Raw genomic sequence first — 15,597 nt, 5'->3', positions numbered from 1 at the left:
ATGGCTCCTGTGGCTCGGTTGCATTGACCGTGCCGTAAGCCGAATTGTGCGATAATATGGCTTCTGCTTCGTGCTTTGATCGGGTGGGCTTAACAATGCAGCGTGTGAGCCTGGGCGAGCTGGAGATCTTCGCCGCGATCGCGCGGGCGCGCAGCTTCCGCAAGGCGGCGACCGAGCGTGGCGTCTCCGCCTCCGCCCTCAGCCAGGCGTTGCGGAACCTGGAGGAGCGGCTGGGCGTGCGCCTGCTCAACCGCACCACGCGCAGCGTCTCGCTGACCGAAGCGGGGGAGGCGCTGCTGCGCAGGCTCAGGCCCGCGCTGGACGAGGTGGAGGGGGCAGTCGAGGCGGCCTATGCCTTCCGCCGGACCCCGGCTGGTTCGCTGCGCATCAATGCCCCCGCGCCGGCGGTCGAATTCGTCCTGGGACCCATGATCGCGCCGTTCCTGGAGGCATATCCCGACATCTCACTGGAGATCATCGCCGACGCGGCTTTCGTGGACATCGTCGAAAGCGGCTTCGATGCCGGCGTGCGCTTCGGGGAGGAGCTGGCGCGTGACATGATCGCGATGCCGCTCGGGTCGCCGCTCGACTATGCCGTCGTGGCGGCGCCAGGCTACCTGGCGAAGCGCGGTACGCCGGCCGGGCCGGACGACCTGCTCGGGCACAACCGCATCCGCCATCGCTTCCCGGGCGGCACCATCTTCGAATGGAGCTTCGAGAAGGACGGCCGGGCGGTGAGCATCGTGCCCGAAGGCCGCTTGACCGTGAACGACTCCCGCCAGGCGGTTCGCGCGGCGAAGGAAGGCGTCGGCCTCGCGCGGGTGCCGGTGGATTATGTCCAGGCCGAACTGGCGACAGGAGAGCTCGTCAGGGTATTGCGGGACTGGTCTCCACTGCTGCCGAGCTGGTTCCTCTATTATCCGAGCCGACGTCAGATGCCGCCGGCGATGCGCGCCTTTCTGGACTTCATCGGAGCCCGGAAGGACGCGACCGCGGACCGCCGCTGACGGCAGCAATCCTCAGCGGCCGCGCGCCTCCGCCAGGTGGTCGAAGCGATGCACATAGCTGCCGAGGCCCTGGGTCTGCGACCGCAGCTCCAGGATGAGGTCGGCGAGCTCCGCCGCCGGCACCAGCGCCTGCACGTCGTCCCAGTTCTCCCAGCCCGGCTTCGCCGCGAAGCCCAGGATCTGGCCGCGCCGGCCGGTCAGCAGGCGCTGGGCCGCGGGCGTGAACTCCGTCGGCACGCTGACCGTCACGTCGTCGACCGGCTCCAGCAACACCGGCTCCGCCTTCGCGAGCCCCTCCTGCATCGCCATGCGGGTCGCGGTCGCGAAGGCCATGTCGCTGCTGTCGACGGCATGGAAGCCGCCATCCAGCAGGGTCACGGAGATGTCGACCACGGGATGGCCGAGCGGCCCCTTGCGCGTCGCTTCCTGCGCCGCCTGGGAGACCGCCGGAATGAAGCGCTTCGGCACCGCGCCGCCGACCACCTTCTCATCGAAATGGAAGCCCGATCCGCGCGGCCTCGGCGCGATCTGCAGCTTCACATCGGCGAACTGGCCGTGACCGCCGGTCTGGCGCTTCAGCCGGGCGTTCTGCACGACCGCATGCCGGATCGTCTCCCGGAAGGCGACCGGGGCGCGGGCGGTGCGCAGCTTGACGCCGCAAGCCGCGGCCAGCCGCTCCAGCGCGGTGCGCAGATGGATCTCTCCCTGGCCACCGAGGATGGTGGTGCCGCTCTCCGGATCCAGGGTGACGGTCAGCGCCGGATCCTCCTCTGCCAGCCGCTGCAGCGCGGTGGAGAGGCGCACCTCATCCTTGCGGTCCTCCGGCTCGATCGTGATCGCGTGCAGCGGCGGCGGCGGCGCGGGAAAAGGGAGCGTCGGCCCGCCGAGCGTCATGCCGGTCCTGACGCCCTCCAGCCGCGCGATGGCGATGAGATCGCCGGCATCCGCCTGCGGCGCCTTCTGCGCCTCGCCGCCGGGGAAATGCCGGATGGCGCCGGAGCGGAGGCCGTTCAACACGCTGCCCTCGTGCAGGGTGCCGCGCCAGAGCCGCACGAAGGAGAGCCGCCCGGCATGCCCCGCATGCTGCGTCCGGAACACCTGCGCGAGTGCCGCACCCTCCGGCGCGATGCCGTGGCGCGCCGCGGTCTCGGCATGGTCCGGCGTGTCGTGGCGGAGTGCCTTCCAGAGCCGCTGGATGCCGTTGTTGTGCTCGGCGGCGCCGAGCAGCACGCTGACCACGGCGCCGCTCGCCTCGCTCTCGTGCAGCGGGCGGTAGAGGTCGGCCGGCTCCAGCGCGACATCCTCCACCACCTTCTCCAGCAACGCGTCGTCATGGTCCGCCAGGACTTCGAGCAGCGCGCCGCGCGCCTCCGCCTCGCGGGCCTGCATCGCCTCCGGCAGGGCGATGCGCTCCGACGGTTCGCCGCGGCGATAGCGATAGGCGCGCCGGCTGACGAGATCGATATAGCCGACGACGCTGTCGCCCTCCCGGATCGGCACCTGGCGGAGCGCGAGGCGACGCCGGGTCTGATCCTGCAGCGCGGCGAGCGTGTCGCGCACCGCGCCGGTGAGGGTATCGAGCTTGTTGATGAAGATCAGCGCCGGCGTCTCCGTCTCCTCCAGCCGGCGGAACACCGGGCGGAGGTTGACGGCGCGCTCCGGCACCGGGCTGCAGACGATCACCGCCAGGTCGACCACGGCCAGCGCGCAATCCACCTCGTAGGAGAACTCGACGGAGCCCGGGCAATCGAGGATCGCCCAGGCATCCCCTTGCAGGCTGCCATGGCCGAGCCGCAGCTCCGTGCCCATGCTGCGCGATGCGGTCTGTCGGGGCGGGGCATCGGCCGTGGCCGCCAGCAGGGCGTCGAACAGCGTCGACTTGCCGCTGCCCTGCGGGCCGATCAGCGCGAAGGAGCGCGATCGTGCCCGGCCGGACTCGTTGCGTGGGAGTTGCGGCATCGAGGCGCGCCTCCTGGATATCGCCGCGTTCTCGTGGCGCGGCTGGGATGCCGCCAGTCTGGAACGGATGCGGGAGGGCAGTCCAGCCAAGGCTGCGGGGCCAGCCCCGGCCCCGCGACCCCGTGATCGCCGGCGGGCCGCCTTGTGGGGCAGGGGGAAGCGCATAGACTGGACGGCAGACCACAAGAACGATCCGGGAAACGTCATGACATCCGATGCGCGGCACGGTGCCCTCTCACGCCGTTCCACCCTCGCTCTCGCGTCCGCGGCCATCGGGCTGGGGACGGGCGGGCGCGCTCCCCGCGCCTCCGACTATCCGACCAAGCCGATCCGGATCATCGTTCCCTATACGCCGGGCGGCACCACGGACATCGCGACGCGCCTGGTCGCGGAGCCGCTGTCGCGCGTGTTGGGGCAGCCGGTGGTGGTGGAGAACCGGCCGGGGGCCAACAGCATCCTGGGCGCCGGCGTCGCCGCGACCAGCGCGCCGGACGGCTATACCCTGGTCATGGTGCTGCCGGCCCATGCCGCCAATGCGACGCTGCAGGCCGGTCGGCTCCCCTTTGATCCGCTCAACGGCTTCGCGCCGCTCAGCCTCGTGGTCTCGGCACCGCTGGTGCTGGCCGGCAGCAAGCACGTGCCCGCCGCCACGCTGCGCGAATTCATCGACCACATCCGCGCCCATCCCGGCCGGGTGAATTACGGGTCGAGCGGCATCGGCGCGACGGCGCATCTCGCCATGGAGATGTTGCAGCTCCGCACCAGCCTGCGCATGGAGCATGTGCCCTACCGGGGCACCCAGCCGGCGCTCCAGGACCTGATGGCGGGCAATATCGGGCTGATGTTCGACACCTACTCGACGCTGAAGCCGCAATTCGAGGCCGGCAACATCCGCCCCCTCGGCATCGCGACCATGGCGCGCGCCCCCTTCGCGCCGGAGCTGCCGACCGTGAACGAGGGCAGCGGCCTCACGGATTTCGCCGCGAGCTCCTGGTGCATGCTGCTCGCGCCCACCCGCACGCCGGAACCGGTCCTGGAGCGCATCGCGGCGGAGGTGCGCACCATCGTGCAGGACCCGGCGATGACCCGGCGCATGCAAGATCTCGGCTTCGTCGTCGAAGGCCGCCCGCCGGCGGAGACCGGCGCCTTCCTGCGGGCGGAGGTGGAGCGCTGGCGGACGGTCATCCAGGCCGCCAATGTGCGGGTGGAGTGACGCGCCTGCGTCAGCCGCCATCCTCCTCGTCCAGCGCCATGCCGAGCCGCTTCATCCGCCGGCGCAGCGCATAGAGCTGGTCGAGCAGCGACAGCACCAGGGGCAGCGCTTCCTCGTTCACCTGCATCTCGTCGCGCAGCTCCAGGATCAGCCGCACGCGCTCGACGTCGATCTCCTGGAACTGCAGATCTCTCTCCGTGGCCGCGGGGCGGACATAGCCCTCCGTGATCCAGCGCCGGAGGTCGTCGGGCTGCAGCGTGGTGAAGCGCGCGCAGAGGATCTCGAAAGTGATCATGCCGATGCCTCCAGCCCGGCGCGGGGATCAACGGGATGCTCGGGCGTCCAGCCCTGCAGAAACGCCTCGAGCGCCGCATCGGCCTCACCGATGACGACGCGGAGCGTCAGCAGCAGGTCGCCGGCCGGCGTGTCGCCATGCGCGGCGACGCCGCGGCCGCGCAGGCGGAGCTGGCGGCCCGTGTCGCTGCGCGGCGGCAGCTTCATCCGCACCGGGCCGGCCGGCGTCGGCACCTCGACGCTGGCGCCGAGCACCGCTTCCTTCAGCGTCACCGGCAGGTCCAGGTGGATATCCGCCCCCTCGCGCCGAAACAGCGGATGCGCCGCCACCTCCAGCTCGATCAGCGCATCGCCGTCCGGCCCGCCATTGCGGCCGGGGCCGCCCTGGCCGCGCAGCCGCAGCACCTGCCCGCTGACGACGCCGGGCGGGATCTTGACGCTCAGACTCCGCCCATCGGGCAGGGTCAGATGCTCCGTGGCACCCAGCACCGCCGAGAGGAAGGGCACCCCCAGGCGATAGGCCTCGTCATGGCCGCGCCGCGGCGCGGATTCCGCACGGCGCCGCGCCTCGAAGATATCGGCGAAGATGTCCGCGAAGGCATCGGCATCCGCATGCGCGCGATAGCGTTCGCCCGCCTCCTCCTCGGCATAGTGGCGGTAGCCGCCGGCGGGGCGCTGCTCCTGCCCTTCGGCGTCGATCTCGCCGCGGTCGAAGCGCGCCCGCCGCTCCGGATCGGAGAGCAGGTCATGCGCCGCGGAGGCCGCCTTGAACCGCGCTTCCGCCTCCGGCTTGCCGGGATTGAGGTCGGGGTGATGCTGGCGCGCGAGCTTGCGGTAGGCCTGCTTGATGGCCTCCGGCGTCGCATCGCGCGCGACGCCCAGAACCTTGTAGGGATCATCGGCCATTCGACCACCCTCTGCCGTCCGGGACCTGCACCGGCCCTCGCAAGTCCTGTAGCACGCCGGCGCGCGGGGTGCCGTGCGTTGCCACCTTGCCCCCGAGGGAGAGGCCCGCGGCGCAGAGCAGCAGGATCGTGCCGGCGATCTCCACGGCGCCGACCTTCTCTCCGAACGCGATCCGGCCGATGACCAGCGCCACCACCGGGGAGACGAAGGCGTAAAGGCCGGCCCTGCTCATGCCCCAGTCGCGCATCAGGCGCAGATAGATCGTGTAGGCAAGGATCGATCCCGCGAGGACCAGATAGGCGAGGCTGCCGAGCGCCGCCGGCTGGGCGAGGGCCGCCAGTCTGGCGCCGTCGATGCCCTCGATGATCCAGGCGAGCGGGATCAGCAGGGCCGCGCTGGCGATCGCCTGGGCGCCGGCGACCGCGAGCGGCGCCTCCTCCCGCAGCAGCGGCTTCGCGGCCAGGCTCCCGAGGCAGTAAGTGACGGTGCCGGCGATGATCGCGGCGATGCCGAGGAGCTCCGCCTGGCCCTGGGACGCGAGCCGCGGCGCAAACAGCGTGGCGAGGCCCGCGAGGCCGAGCAGCAGGGCACCGCCATGCCGCCAGCCGATCCGCTCCTCCCCCATCATGACAGCCAGCAGAAAGAGCAGCACCGGGATCAGCGACAGGTTGATCATGCCCGACAGGCCCGATGGCACGCTCTGCATGCCCCAGAACAGCAGCCCATAGGTCGCCGTGTTGATCAGCGTGCCGGAGGCCAGCACGCGCGGCCAGCGCGGGCCGAAGGCGAGGCGCGCCGCGCCGCCGGCGGCGGCCGCCAGGAGCGCGCCGACCAGGAGGAAGCGTGCCGCGGCCAAGGTCAGCGGCGGCACGCCGTCGAGCCCGATCTTCACCGCGGCCCAGGTCGCGCCCCAGATCAGCGACATCAGGCCGAAGAGCGCGAGATTGCTCATGGCGGGATCAGCCGCGCGGGCTTTCGTCCACCAGGATGCGCATCACCGCGATCCGCTCCGGCAGCTCGATCAGGAACTCGGCATCGCGCGGCAGGTGATGGACCTTGTTCGGATCCCCGCCGGTGAAGGCCGACATCGCTTCGATGCTCGGCCAGTAGGAGATGGTGACGAATTCGCTCTCCGTCTCCCGGTCCTCGCGAAAGAGCTGCACGGCGAGCGCGGTCTTCTCGAGCGGCGGGATGCCTTCGCGCCGGATATAGGGCTCGTAGGCATCGGCGACCTCGCGTCGGGTGCGGCCGCGCCAGATGCGCGCGATGGTGGGTTTCTGGGCCATGCTTCCTCTCCTTGGTGGCGTTGCGATGGCGCGCGGGTCAGCGGAACGCGCGGTCCAGGAAGTCGCGGATCGGCGGGATGGCGGCTTCGAGATGCGATTCCAGCAGCCAATGCCCGGCATCCTCGAGCATGTGCAGCGTCGCGTCCGGCAGGTCCCGCAGATAGGCGCGGGCGGCGGGCTCCGGCATGTAGCCGTCCTGCGGCCCCCAGAGGATCAGGGCCGGCGGCCGATGCTGCCGCAGGTACTCCTGGTAGCGCGGGAACCAGCCGAGATTGGCCTGCAGGCCTTCCATCAGCCGCACCGATACGGCGCGGCGGACCGGCGTGTCCATCAACGGCCAGTGCAGCTTCCAGAGATCGGGCGGGATGCGCGCGGCCACCGCCTCCGACACTTCGCCGATGAATTCGTGGCGGAAGCCGTCCTCGCTCACCGCCGCTTCCAGCACCGCGCGGCGCGCCGGCGTCGGGTCCTGCCAATAGGCGCGGATCGCCGCGTATTTCGGGCCGAGCGCGTCCTCGTAGATGTCGCCGTTCTGGATGATCAGCCCGGCGATCCGCTCCGGCCGGGCGATCGCGTGGCGCAGCCCGATCTGGGATCCGTAATCGTGCAGCCAGAGCGCATAGCGGTCCAGGTGCAGCGCCCCGGCGAAGCGATCCAGCACCGCCGCGAAGGCATCGAAGTCATAGCCGAACCGCTCCATGGCCGGCGTGTCGCTGTAGCCGAAGCCTGGGAAATCCGGCGCGATGGTTCGCCAGCGATCCGCCAGCGCCGGCATCAGATTCCGGAACTGGAAGGAGGAGCAGGGATAGCCATGCGGCAGCAGCAGCACCGGCGCATCCGGCGGCCCGGCTTCGCGGTAGAAGAGGCGGAGACCATCGACCTCGGCCCAGCCGTGGCGGATGGCAGCAACCTGCTGGCGCTCTGTGACTTGCATCGCGGGAGTCCCGGCGGCTATGAAACCATGTAACCGCCTAAACGGTTTTGAGTGGTATGAGTTTCAGCCTTCATCGAATCAGCGGCCATGTCGCGCTGGACCTCGCGAACACGATCAGTTGGCGGGATTCGCCGGCGGAGATCGACCACCTGGCGCGGTTCGAGGACGCGATGGCCTGGTGCCGGGAAGCCGGGATTCTGGCACCCCGGGCCGCGCGGCGCGTCGCCGACGCCTGCCGCGCGGCGCCGGCGCTGCGGGACCGCATCCTCACCGACCTGCGCCGGCTTCGCGGCATCGTGTACGCGATCGGCGGCGCCATCGCGGATGGCACCGTCCCACCGGAAGCACCGCGCGCGGCGCTGGTCGCGATGCTGCGAAACGCTCTGGCGGGCGCGGTGCTGGAGCCTGCCGTGCCCGAGCCGCTGCGGCTCAGCTTCGCGGAAGCGGAGCCGCGGGCGGCGGTGATCGGGCCGCTCGCCTGGGCGGCGCTCGACCTGTTCCGCCAGGACCTGGCGGGCCGGCTGAAGCAATGCCCGCCCGATGACTGCCGCTGGCTCTTCCTCGACACGACGAAGAATCGCTCCCGCCGCTGGTGCGACATGGCGAGCTGCGGCAACCGCGCGAAAGTCCACCGCCACCGGCAGGCGACCCTCCGCGCCGATGGCGGGTCGTAAGGCTCGCGGGGCGATGGCGGATGGTCAGTCCGGGCCGCCGCCATCTTCGACGATCAGCACTGCGCCCTTCCGCAGCAGATAGGGCGGCGCCTCGGCCTCATGGTCGGTGAAGCCATGGCCGAGCACTTCCTTCGCGTCGAAGCGCCAGGCGCCCTTCTGGCGCTGCACCTGGCCGATCTTGCAGGCGAAAGCCGCGGCCGACTGGCGGCTGCCGTTGAAGGAGAGGGTGGTCTTGCTGACCACCTCGAACTGCGCCTTGCCCCCGAGATCGATGAAGCCGTCGAGCTTCAGGGCCTGCAGCGCGAACTTCCCGCCGGTCCTGTCCTCCACCGTCATCAGCAGCTTCTCGGCATAGGCATAATCATAGGCGATGTGGACCATGCCGAGGCGGACCTGCTCCGGCGGCATGCCGCCGGGATCGAAGCCCTTCTGCCCGGCAGCTTGTATTTCATGATCTCCAGCGCCGCGAGCGCGCGGATCATGATGACGGCGCCGATCAGCACGCTGCGCGAGCGGTTCGCGGGAAGGCCGAAGCCGAGCAGCGCCTGGCGCAGGGCCCAGGCATCCGCCTCCAGCTCTTGCGCCGGCGTGCGGTCCTCGGGCTCGACCTCGGCGTGCAGCATCGCATGCGCACATTCGTGCAGGATGACGAAGAACGTCGTCATCTTCATCAGCCACCGGGCGATGTCCTCGGCCTCCGGCGGAAGCGGCTGGGGCGCGGTGACGAGCGCCTTGCCCTGCCACTGCGCGTCCCATTGCCGGTAGACCGCGTCCAGCGCGGCATCGACGGCCTGGGGCGGCTGCGCGGCGGGGACGGTCTCCTGCCCCGTCACGGTCACGTTGGCGCCGGTCATCGCCGCGCGCGTCACCGCTTCGAGGAAATCCAGCAGGCCGGTCCAGACCAGGATATAGGCGCTGCCATCCGCGCGGGGGCGGCTCTCCGCATTGGGCTTGTTGATGCCGAGCTCCCCCAGCAGCACGCGGCCGATCTGCGGGTATTCGGTCAGCAGGCGCATGAGGGGGACGCCCCGGATCAGGCCGAAGGCCTGCCCCAGGCGGAGCTGATCCGTCTTGGGCGGGTCGTTCCGCATGCGCCGCTGGAACTCGAGCGACGCCAGACTTGCCTCGGTCATGTCGCAGCCTCGCCTGGCGGGCCCGCCCGATGACCGGCTCTGCCGCCCCCCGGCGATCCTGGGCGCGTGGCCGGCGCTTCCGCCTCCTCCGATCGGTGGAGGCCAGATGAGATCGGGGTGCCCGGCCGTTGCTAGCTGCCTGGCGCCGCGGTGCCGAGTGCGGCGATCAGCGTACGGGTGAGGCCGCGCCCGGCCGCGCCATCGGGATCGAGCCGCGGATTGTAGACCGTGACCTCCAGCCCCGCGGCGCGGCCGGTGCCGATCGCGATCTCCAGCACCCGGCGCAGCTCTTCCCAGCTCAGCCCATCCGGCAGGCGGTATTCGACCGCGGGCATGATCGCATCATCCAGGCTGTCGGCGTCGCAATGGATGAAGAAGCCGTCGAGCTCGGGCCGCGCCAGGTGCCGCACCGCCCGTTGCGCTGCTTCTTCCACGCCGAGCCGCCGCACCGCGGCCAGGTCGAAGGCGAGGATTTCCGGCGCCAGGGGCTGGCTGCCATATTCCGCCTGCTCCGCTTCGTCCCGGAAGGCGAAGGCGACCACATCCTCCCCGCGCACCAGCGGGCGCCGGCCTTCGATGTCGGTCAGCAGCGCGGGGCCGTGGCCGGTCGCGAAGGCGAGGTCCATGGAGGCGGCTTCCCCGTTCGGGTTCACCTCCGGCTGGTAGAAATCCGCGTGCCCATCGATGAAGAGCAGCCCGTAGCGGCCGCGCCGGCGGAGCGCGAGGGCATTGCCGAGCAGGATGGAGCAATCGCCCCCGAGCACCACCGGAAATTCCCCGGCATCGATCACCTGCCCGACCGCATCCGCGAGCTTCGGCGACCAGGCCGCGATCGCCTGCGCGTTCAGCGTGAGGGTCCCGGCATCCCGCTGGGGATCATAGGGCGGCACATCGAGCCGCGCCGCATGGCGGGCCGTGATCCCTTCCGCCAGGCCATGCCCCAGCAGCACGGCCGGCAGCCCTTCCACGCCGTTCGGCTTCAGCCCAAGGATCGAAGGCGCTTCGATGATCGCGTAGCGGCGCGTGGCGGCCATGGCGGATCCCTCCCTGCTGCGCCTGGATGTGGGGGAGTCGGCGCGGCCGCGGACACTGCCCGCGATCACGATCCGTCGCGGTGCGGGTTATCCGATTCGCTGGCGCACTGCCTCCAGCATCCCTCGACAGGCGACCAGCAGCGCGGCCGTCGCCGGCGCCACGCTCTCCGGCGGGCCGTTCCAGTTCCGGGTGAAGCAGAAGGTGGCGGGCACGCCGCGCACCACGATCTGGCCGGCCGCGCAAAGGCAGTTGAAGCCATCCCATTCGATGCTGCCGCCCTTGCCATAGGCGGCGGTATCGGCCGGCGCGATCATCGACATGGCATCGGCCATGGCCTGGATGCGCTTGAACTCCGTCAGCGTCTCCGGCCGCGTGAAGAAGCCGCCCGACAACGCCGGGCGATACCAGGCGACGAGGTCGGCGGCGGAACTCAGGATGCTCTCCCCGTCATTGACCGCAGGGCGCGGCGTGATCGGCGTGCGGCCGGCCACCATCGCCTGCATCCCGGCCCAGTCGAGATCGGTGCCGGCGGGCGCGCCGGCCAGCCAGGAGAAGAGGCGGCGCGTGGAGGTCGGGATCCGCGTCTGCCGCAGCCCGGCCTCCTCGACCAAGGCGCGCACCGTGGCGGCGCCCACCTTGCGCATCGCGGCATCCGTCGCGGTGTTGTCGCTATGCGCGATCATCGCTTCCAGCACGGAGCGTGCCGGCATGGTGCCGGTGAGGTGGTGGGAGACCGGGCTGCTCAGGGACCGGACGCTGTCATCGATGGCGAGCTGCTCATCGAGCGAGAGCCGCCCGGCTTCCACCCCGCGCAGATAGGCGGCGAGCACGAAGGTCTTGAAGGCGCTGCCGACAAAGAGCGGGCGTCCGGGCGCGATGCCGCCGCCCCAGGCGCCGCGCGGGTCATCCACCTGCAACAGGTAGCTGATGGTGTCGGGCAGGGCCGCGAGGCGGCGATGCGCCTCCTCCAGCCCCGGCGGCGCGCCCTCCGCGACCTGCGCCGCGCCGCGGCGCGTCCCGGCGGCGAGTGCCGCGGCGGTGAAGAGCATCAGACGCCTGCCTGCCATGGCTGCCTCCCCTTCTTTCCGCCATGGTAGCAGAAGGTGCTGCGCGCCGAGGGTGTGACGATCACTCGGCGGCGAGATCGGGCCGCGCGCGGATCCGGCGTGCCGGGCGGGCCAGGCCCATGGTCTCTCGCAGCGTGCCGCCGGCATATTCGGTGCGGAACAACCCGCGCCGCTGCAGCTCCGGCACCACGAGATCGACGAAATCCCCGAGGCAGCGGGGCAATACGGGCATGTCGATGTTGAAGCCGTCGCAGGCCTTGCCGCGATACCAATCCTCCATCTGGTCGGCGATCTGGATCGAGTTGCCCTTGAACAGGACGTGGCCCAGGGACGGCACGACGCGCTGATAGGTCTGCCGGATCGTCAGCTTGTCGCGCCGCGCCATCTCGGCGATGGCCTGGCGGTAGCTGGCGACGCCCGCGACCTCGGCGGAAAGGTCGGGCAAGGGCCCGTCCAAGGGATAGCCGGAGAGATCCGCCTCGCAGAATTTCGAGAGATAGGCGACGCCGAGGCTCGGCACGATTAGCGTCTGCAGCTCCTCATAAAGCTCCTCCGCTTCGGCCTCGCTGCGGCCGACATAGATGGTGCAGCCGGGCAGGATGCGGAGCGCGTCCGGCGCGCGGCCATACTTCGCCATGCGGGACTTGATGTCGGCGTAGAATTCCTGCGCCTCCTCTTTCGTCGTGCAGACGGAGAACAGGCCTTCGGCGAGCTCGGCGGCCATCTCGCGCCCTTCCTCGGATTGGCCGGCGGTGAACAGCAGCGGATAGCCTTGCGGCGGCCGCGCGACATTGAGCGGCCCCTGCACCGAGAAGAACCGCCCTTCATGGTCCAGCCGCTGAACCTTGCCGGGATCGAGATAGCGGCCCGTCGCCTTGTCCTCGATGAAGGCATCCTCGGCCCAACTGTCCCAGAGCCCCATGCAGACCTGGACGAATTCCCGGGCCCGCGCATAGCGCTCGCCGCGCGGCACATGCTCGGCGCGGCCGAAATTCACGGAATCCCCGGCATAGGATCCGGTGACGATGTTCCAGCAGGCGCGCCCCTTGCTGAGATGATCGAGCGAGGCGAAGCGCCGCGCCAGCAGATAGGGCTCGTCATAGGTGGTGGTGGCCGTGGCGAAGAGGCCGATATGGCTGGTGTGCTGCGAGAGCGCCGCCAGCAGGGTCAGCGGCTCGAACACCGCCGGCCGGTCGGAGCGGCTGTTGGCGGCGAAGAGTTCCGGCTTGTCCATCTGCCGCACCGCATTGCCGTCGGCGAGGAAGAGCAGGTCGAACTTGCCGCGTTCTGCCAGCTTCGCGATCTGGATGGCGTGATCCAGATTCATGCTGGTGTGCGACCACGCATCCGGATGGCGCCATCCCGCGAGGTGACTGCCGAGGCCGATCAGGCTGGTCATCAGATTCATCATGACGAAGCGCCCACTGGCTTGAGAGAGGAACAGAAGGGAGTTCGTGCCGGCACGATGGCCACCGATGCCAAGGCTACGCTCCGCATCACCCCAGGATCCAGCGCGACCAGGTGCGGTTCACCAGGGTGCGGTTATCCTCCCACCAGCCGATGTCCTTGAAGAAGCCGATGGGGCGGAAGGCCGGGCTGCCCGGCATCCGCGCAAGCTGCTCCGGCGCCAGCATGCCGAAGACCCTGGCATTGGTCGGGCCGTAAGTGAGGTCGCGGCAGTAACTCGCCTGCACCTCGGGCTGCAGCATGTAGTCGATCAGCTTCTGCCCGTTCTCGGCATTGCGGGCATCCCTGAAGATGCCGACCGCCTGCACCTCGATCATGTTCTGGTTCCACTCGATGCCGAGCGGCGCGCCGCGGTCGATCAGCACCTGCACCCGCCCATTCCAGACCGAGCCGAGCACCACTTCCCTGTCCGCCATCATCTGGGCGGAGAGCGCGCCGGTGTCCCAGAATTTGCGGATGTGCGGCCGCAGCCTTCCCATCACGCGGAAGGCGCGTTCGACATCCAGCGGGTAGAGCCTGTCCATCGCCACGCCATCGGCCAGCAGCGCGAATTCGAGATTGGGGTTGCCGGTGGCCATATCGGCCAGCATGCGCATCCCGGGAAAGCGCGGCACGTCCCAGAAATCCGCCCAGCCCTTCGGATGCGCGCCATTCGGGAAGGCTTCCGTCCCATAGGCGAGCACCGAGGCGTAGAGCATGTTGGAGGCGCGGGTGGGCAGGCGCAGCTCCGCGGCGATGTCCTCGGGCCTGGTCCAGCGCCATTTGTCGTAGGCGAGCGGCGCCAGCGCTCCCTGGCGCCGGAGCTGCTCCAGCACGTTGTCGCCGGCATCGATGAGGTCGATCTCGACATTGTTGGCGCGGAACATGGCCAGCAGGCGCGCCGCGGTGGAGGCGACGGCGGTCACGCGGATGCCGGTCTCCTGCGTGAAGGGGTCGTAGACGTATTTCCGCATGACGTCTTCGTAGACGCCGCCGGGGGTGCGGATGATCACCTCGCCCGCCTGTGCTTGGGCATTGCGGATCCGGGGCGCTGCCAGGGTGGCACCGGAAGCGGCCAGCAGCAGGCGGCGCGTCGGCCAGGGCTTCGACATCATCCTCTCCGTCGTCTGGGTGCTGCGCTGTCTCCCTGGTGATGATTGTTGCGGCCCGCTATGCGCGGCGCCGGTGCAGTCTGCTCAGGCCGCGCCGAAACGCGCGGGCGGCCGTCATGGTGCGGCGAGGTTCCCGCGCAGCGTGTCGGCCCTGTATTCGGTGCGGAACAACCCGCGGCGCTGCAGCTCCGGCACCACGATCCGGCAGAAATCCTCGAACATCTTCGGGAAGATGGTGGGCCAGATGATGAAGCCGTCGCAGGCGCCGGCGGTGAAGTAATCCTCCAACTGGTCGGCTATGCTCTTGCCGGTGCCCACCAGCAGGCCGCGCGGCTTGCTGGCCGCCTGCGCGAAGCTGATGCCATCCTGCGCCACCTGCTGCAGCAGCCGGTCATGCGAGCCGGAGATGCCCTGGTTGCCCTGCGCTGCCGCCACCGCCTCCGCGGTCTGGTGCCTGGTCAGGTCGGCGCCGATCAGGCTGGAATTCAGCATGCGCTGCGCCTCCGGGTCGATCAGCGACTGGAGGTATGCGTACTTCTCCTGCGCGATGCTCTCCGTCTCGCCCACCACCATCGCGAAGGAGGGCAGCACCTTGCATTGGTCCGGCGCGCGGCCGTACTTCGCCATCCGGCCCTTGATGTCGTCATGGAAGGCGATGGTGTCGGCCTTGCTGTGCGGCGTGCAGAAGATCATCTCCGCCCAGCGCGCGGCGAATTCCCGGCCGCGGTCGGAAGCGCCGGCTTGCAGCAGCACCGGCCGTACCTGCGGCGTGCGCGGCATCGTCAGCGGCCCGCGCGTGGTCAGCGTGGGCCCTTCGAAATTGGCGTAGCGCACCTTGGCGGGATCGATGAACACCCCGCTCTCGCGATCCATCACGAAGGCGCCGTCCTGCCAGCAATTCCACAGCGCGTCGCAGGCTTCCAGCACCTCCTCCGCATGGTCGTAGCGGCGATCCTTGGGCGGGATGCCGTCGAGGCCGAAATTGCGCGCTTCCAGATTGGTGGCCGAGGTCACCACGTTCCACGCCGCGCGGCCCTTGGTCAGCAGGTCCAGCGAGGCGAGGGTGCGCGCCAGGTAGTAGGGCGGGAAGAAGGTGGTGGAGAGTGTGGCGCCGAGGCCGAGATGATCAGTCACGCGCGCCATTACCGGCAGGATCATCAGCGGGTCCAGGTAGCTGATCTGCCCGCCATAGCGCAGATAGGCGTCGAAATTGCCGCCGTGGATATCGGGCAGGCCGAAGGTGTCGGCATAGAAGCAGGCATCGAAGCAGGCGGCTTCCAGCACGCGCGCGATGTGCTCGTAACGCGCGGGATCGAAGATATCGTGCAGATCGGCTTCCGGATGACGCCAGGCGCCCGGATGATTGGCGGTCGGGCCGGTCTTGAGATAGGCGACCAGGTGCATCCGCCGCTGGACGCTCACGCGATGCCGCCCCGCAAGCCGGGGACGCATTCGGGCCGGATCGAACGCATCATGCAGACGCCCCACTCTTCTCGAGGGGCCGTGTCATCGCTGAGTTTCCGCCTGGCGG

The 15,597-nt window shown here is 69.9% G+C and carries 16 protein-coding genes; 3 read left to right on the top strand and 13 right to left on the bottom strand.

The window, feature by feature from the left end:
* The first annotated feature begins 95 nt into the window (after positions 1 to 95).
* The gene (locus GXW71_RS24990; RefSeq protein ID WP_211855416.1) at positions 96 to 1,007 is read left to right on the top strand and encodes a LysR family transcriptional regulator; all 912 of its coding nucleotides are present in this window, start codon (positions 96 to 98) and stop codon (positions 1,005 to 1,007) included.
* 12 nt (positions 1,008 to 1,019) lie between these two features.
* Here the strand turns inward: GXW71_RS24990 and GXW71_RS24985 are convergent, their stop codons facing one another.
* The gene (locus tag GXW71_RS24985; RefSeq protein ID WP_211855415.1) at positions 1,020 to 2,966 is read right to left on the bottom strand and encodes an elongation factor G; all 1,947 of its coding nucleotides are present in this window, start codon (positions 2,964 to 2,966) and stop codon (positions 1,020 to 1,022) included.
* A gap of 205 nt (positions 2,967 to 3,171) precedes the next feature.
* Here GXW71_RS24985 and GXW71_RS24980 point away from each other — a divergent pair, with 205 nt between their 5' ends.
* Positions 3,172 to 4,179 (top strand): Bug family tripartite tricarboxylate transporter substrate binding protein, encoded by a 1,008-nt coding sequence (locus GXW71_RS24980; RefSeq protein ID WP_211855414.1) that lies wholly within the window; start codon positions 3,172 to 3,174, stop codon positions 4,177 to 4,179.
* A gap of 10 nt (positions 4,180 to 4,189) precedes the next feature.
* On the opposite strand, the gene GXW71_RS24975 is transcribed toward GXW71_RS24980, so the two are convergent.
* The 5 genes from GXW71_RS24975 to GXW71_RS24955 are packed head-to-tail and all read right to left on the bottom strand — an operon-like array spanning position 4,190 to position 7,599.
* A complete protein-coding gene (locus tag GXW71_RS24975) occupies positions 4,190 to 4,474 on the bottom strand; it encodes a MerR family transcriptional regulator (protein ID WP_211855413.1) in 285 nt (94 codons plus the stop codon).
* A complete protein-coding gene (locus tag GXW71_RS24970) occupies positions 4,471 to 5,379 on the bottom strand; it encodes a DnaJ C-terminal domain-containing protein (protein ID WP_211855412.1) in 909 nt (302 codons plus the stop codon). The genes GXW71_RS24975 and GXW71_RS24970 overlap by 4 nt, the downstream gene beginning before the upstream one ends.
* The gene (locus GXW71_RS24965) at positions 5,369 to 6,331 is read right to left on the bottom strand and encodes a DMT family transporter (RefSeq protein ID WP_211855411.1); all 963 of its coding nucleotides are present in this window, start codon (positions 6,329 to 6,331) and stop codon (positions 5,369 to 5,371) included. Before GXW71_RS24965 ends, GXW71_RS24970 begins: the two co-directional genes overlap by 11 nt.
* 7 nt (positions 6,332 to 6,338) lie before the next feature.
* On the bottom strand, positions 6,339 to 6,665 hold the full coding sequence (locus GXW71_RS24960) for a hypothetical protein (protein ID WP_211855410.1): 327 nt from the start codon (positions 6,663 to 6,665) through the stop codon (positions 6,339 to 6,341).
* Between the two features lie 37 nt (positions 6,666 to 6,702).
* Positions 6,703 to 7,599 carry an alpha/beta fold hydrolase gene (locus tag GXW71_RS24955; protein ID WP_211855409.1) on the bottom strand — a complete coding sequence of 299 codons (897 nt, stop codon included), beginning with the start codon at positions 7,597 to 7,599 and terminating at the stop codon, positions 6,703 to 6,705.
* A 56-nt stretch (positions 7,600 to 7,655) separates the two neighbouring features.
* Here GXW71_RS24955 and GXW71_RS24950 point away from each other — a divergent pair, with 56 nt between their 5' ends.
* Entirely contained in the window at positions 7,656 to 8,273 is a 618-nt protein-coding gene (locus GXW71_RS24950) for a CGNR zinc finger domain-containing protein (RefSeq protein ID WP_211855408.1), read from the top strand.
* 24 nt (positions 8,274 to 8,297) lie between these two features.
* Here the strand turns inward: GXW71_RS24950 and GXW71_RS24945 are convergent, their stop codons facing one another.
* The 7 genes from GXW71_RS24945 to GXW71_RS24915 all read right to left on the bottom strand — a co-directional run bounded on the left by GXW71_RS24945 (position 8,298) and on the right by GXW71_RS24915 (position 15,488).
* Positions 8,298 to 8,654: a restriction endonuclease subunit S domain-containing protein gene (locus GXW71_RS24945; protein WP_211855407.1), complete on the bottom strand. Its 357-nt coding sequence runs from the start codon at positions 8,652 to 8,654 to the stop codon at positions 8,298 to 8,300.
* On the bottom strand, positions 8,609 to 9,406 hold the full coding sequence (locus tag GXW71_RS24940; protein ID WP_211855406.1) for a hypothetical protein: 798 nt from the start codon (positions 9,404 to 9,406) through the stop codon (positions 8,609 to 8,611). The genes GXW71_RS24945 and GXW71_RS24940 overlap by 46 nt, the downstream gene beginning before the upstream one ends.
* A gap of 131 nt (positions 9,407 to 9,537) precedes the next feature.
* The gene (locus tag GXW71_RS24935; RefSeq protein ID WP_211855405.1) at positions 9,538 to 10,440 is read right to left on the bottom strand and encodes an arginase family protein; all 903 of its coding nucleotides are present in this window, start codon (positions 10,438 to 10,440) and stop codon (positions 9,538 to 9,540) included.
* Positions 10,441 to 10,527: 87 nt separating this feature from the next.
* Complete coding sequence (locus GXW71_RS24930) at positions 10,528 to 11,508, bottom strand: serine hydrolase (protein WP_211855404.1); 981 nt, start codon at positions 11,506 to 11,508, stop codon at positions 10,528 to 10,530.
* Positions 11,509 to 11,569: 61 nt separating this feature from the next.
* Positions 11,570 to 12,907 (bottom strand): LLM class flavin-dependent oxidoreductase, encoded by a 1,338-nt coding sequence (locus GXW71_RS24925; RefSeq protein WP_246526869.1) that lies wholly within the window; start codon positions 12,905 to 12,907, stop codon positions 11,570 to 11,572.
* Positions 12,908 to 13,004: 97 nt separating this feature from the next.
* Complete coding sequence (locus tag GXW71_RS24920; protein WP_211855402.1) at positions 13,005 to 14,066, bottom strand: ABC transporter substrate-binding protein; 1,062 nt, start codon at positions 14,064 to 14,066, stop codon at positions 13,005 to 13,007.
* 114 nt (positions 14,067 to 14,180) lie between these two features.
* Positions 14,181 to 15,488: an LLM class flavin-dependent oxidoreductase gene (locus tag GXW71_RS24915; protein WP_367617368.1), complete on the bottom strand. Its 1,308-nt coding sequence runs from the start codon at positions 15,486 to 15,488 to the stop codon at positions 14,181 to 14,183.
* Between the last annotated feature and the right edge of the window lie 109 nt (positions 15,489 to 15,597).

Origin of the sequence: Plastoroseomonas hellenica, from assembly GCF_018129085.1 — a bacterium.
Classification (GTDB): Bacteria; Pseudomonadota; Alphaproteobacteria; order Acetobacterales; family Acetobacteraceae; genus Plastoroseomonas; species Plastoroseomonas hellenica.
The sequence above is the reverse complement of the archived record's forward strand: the minus strand, read 5'-3'. Positions and strand labels throughout refer to the sequence as shown.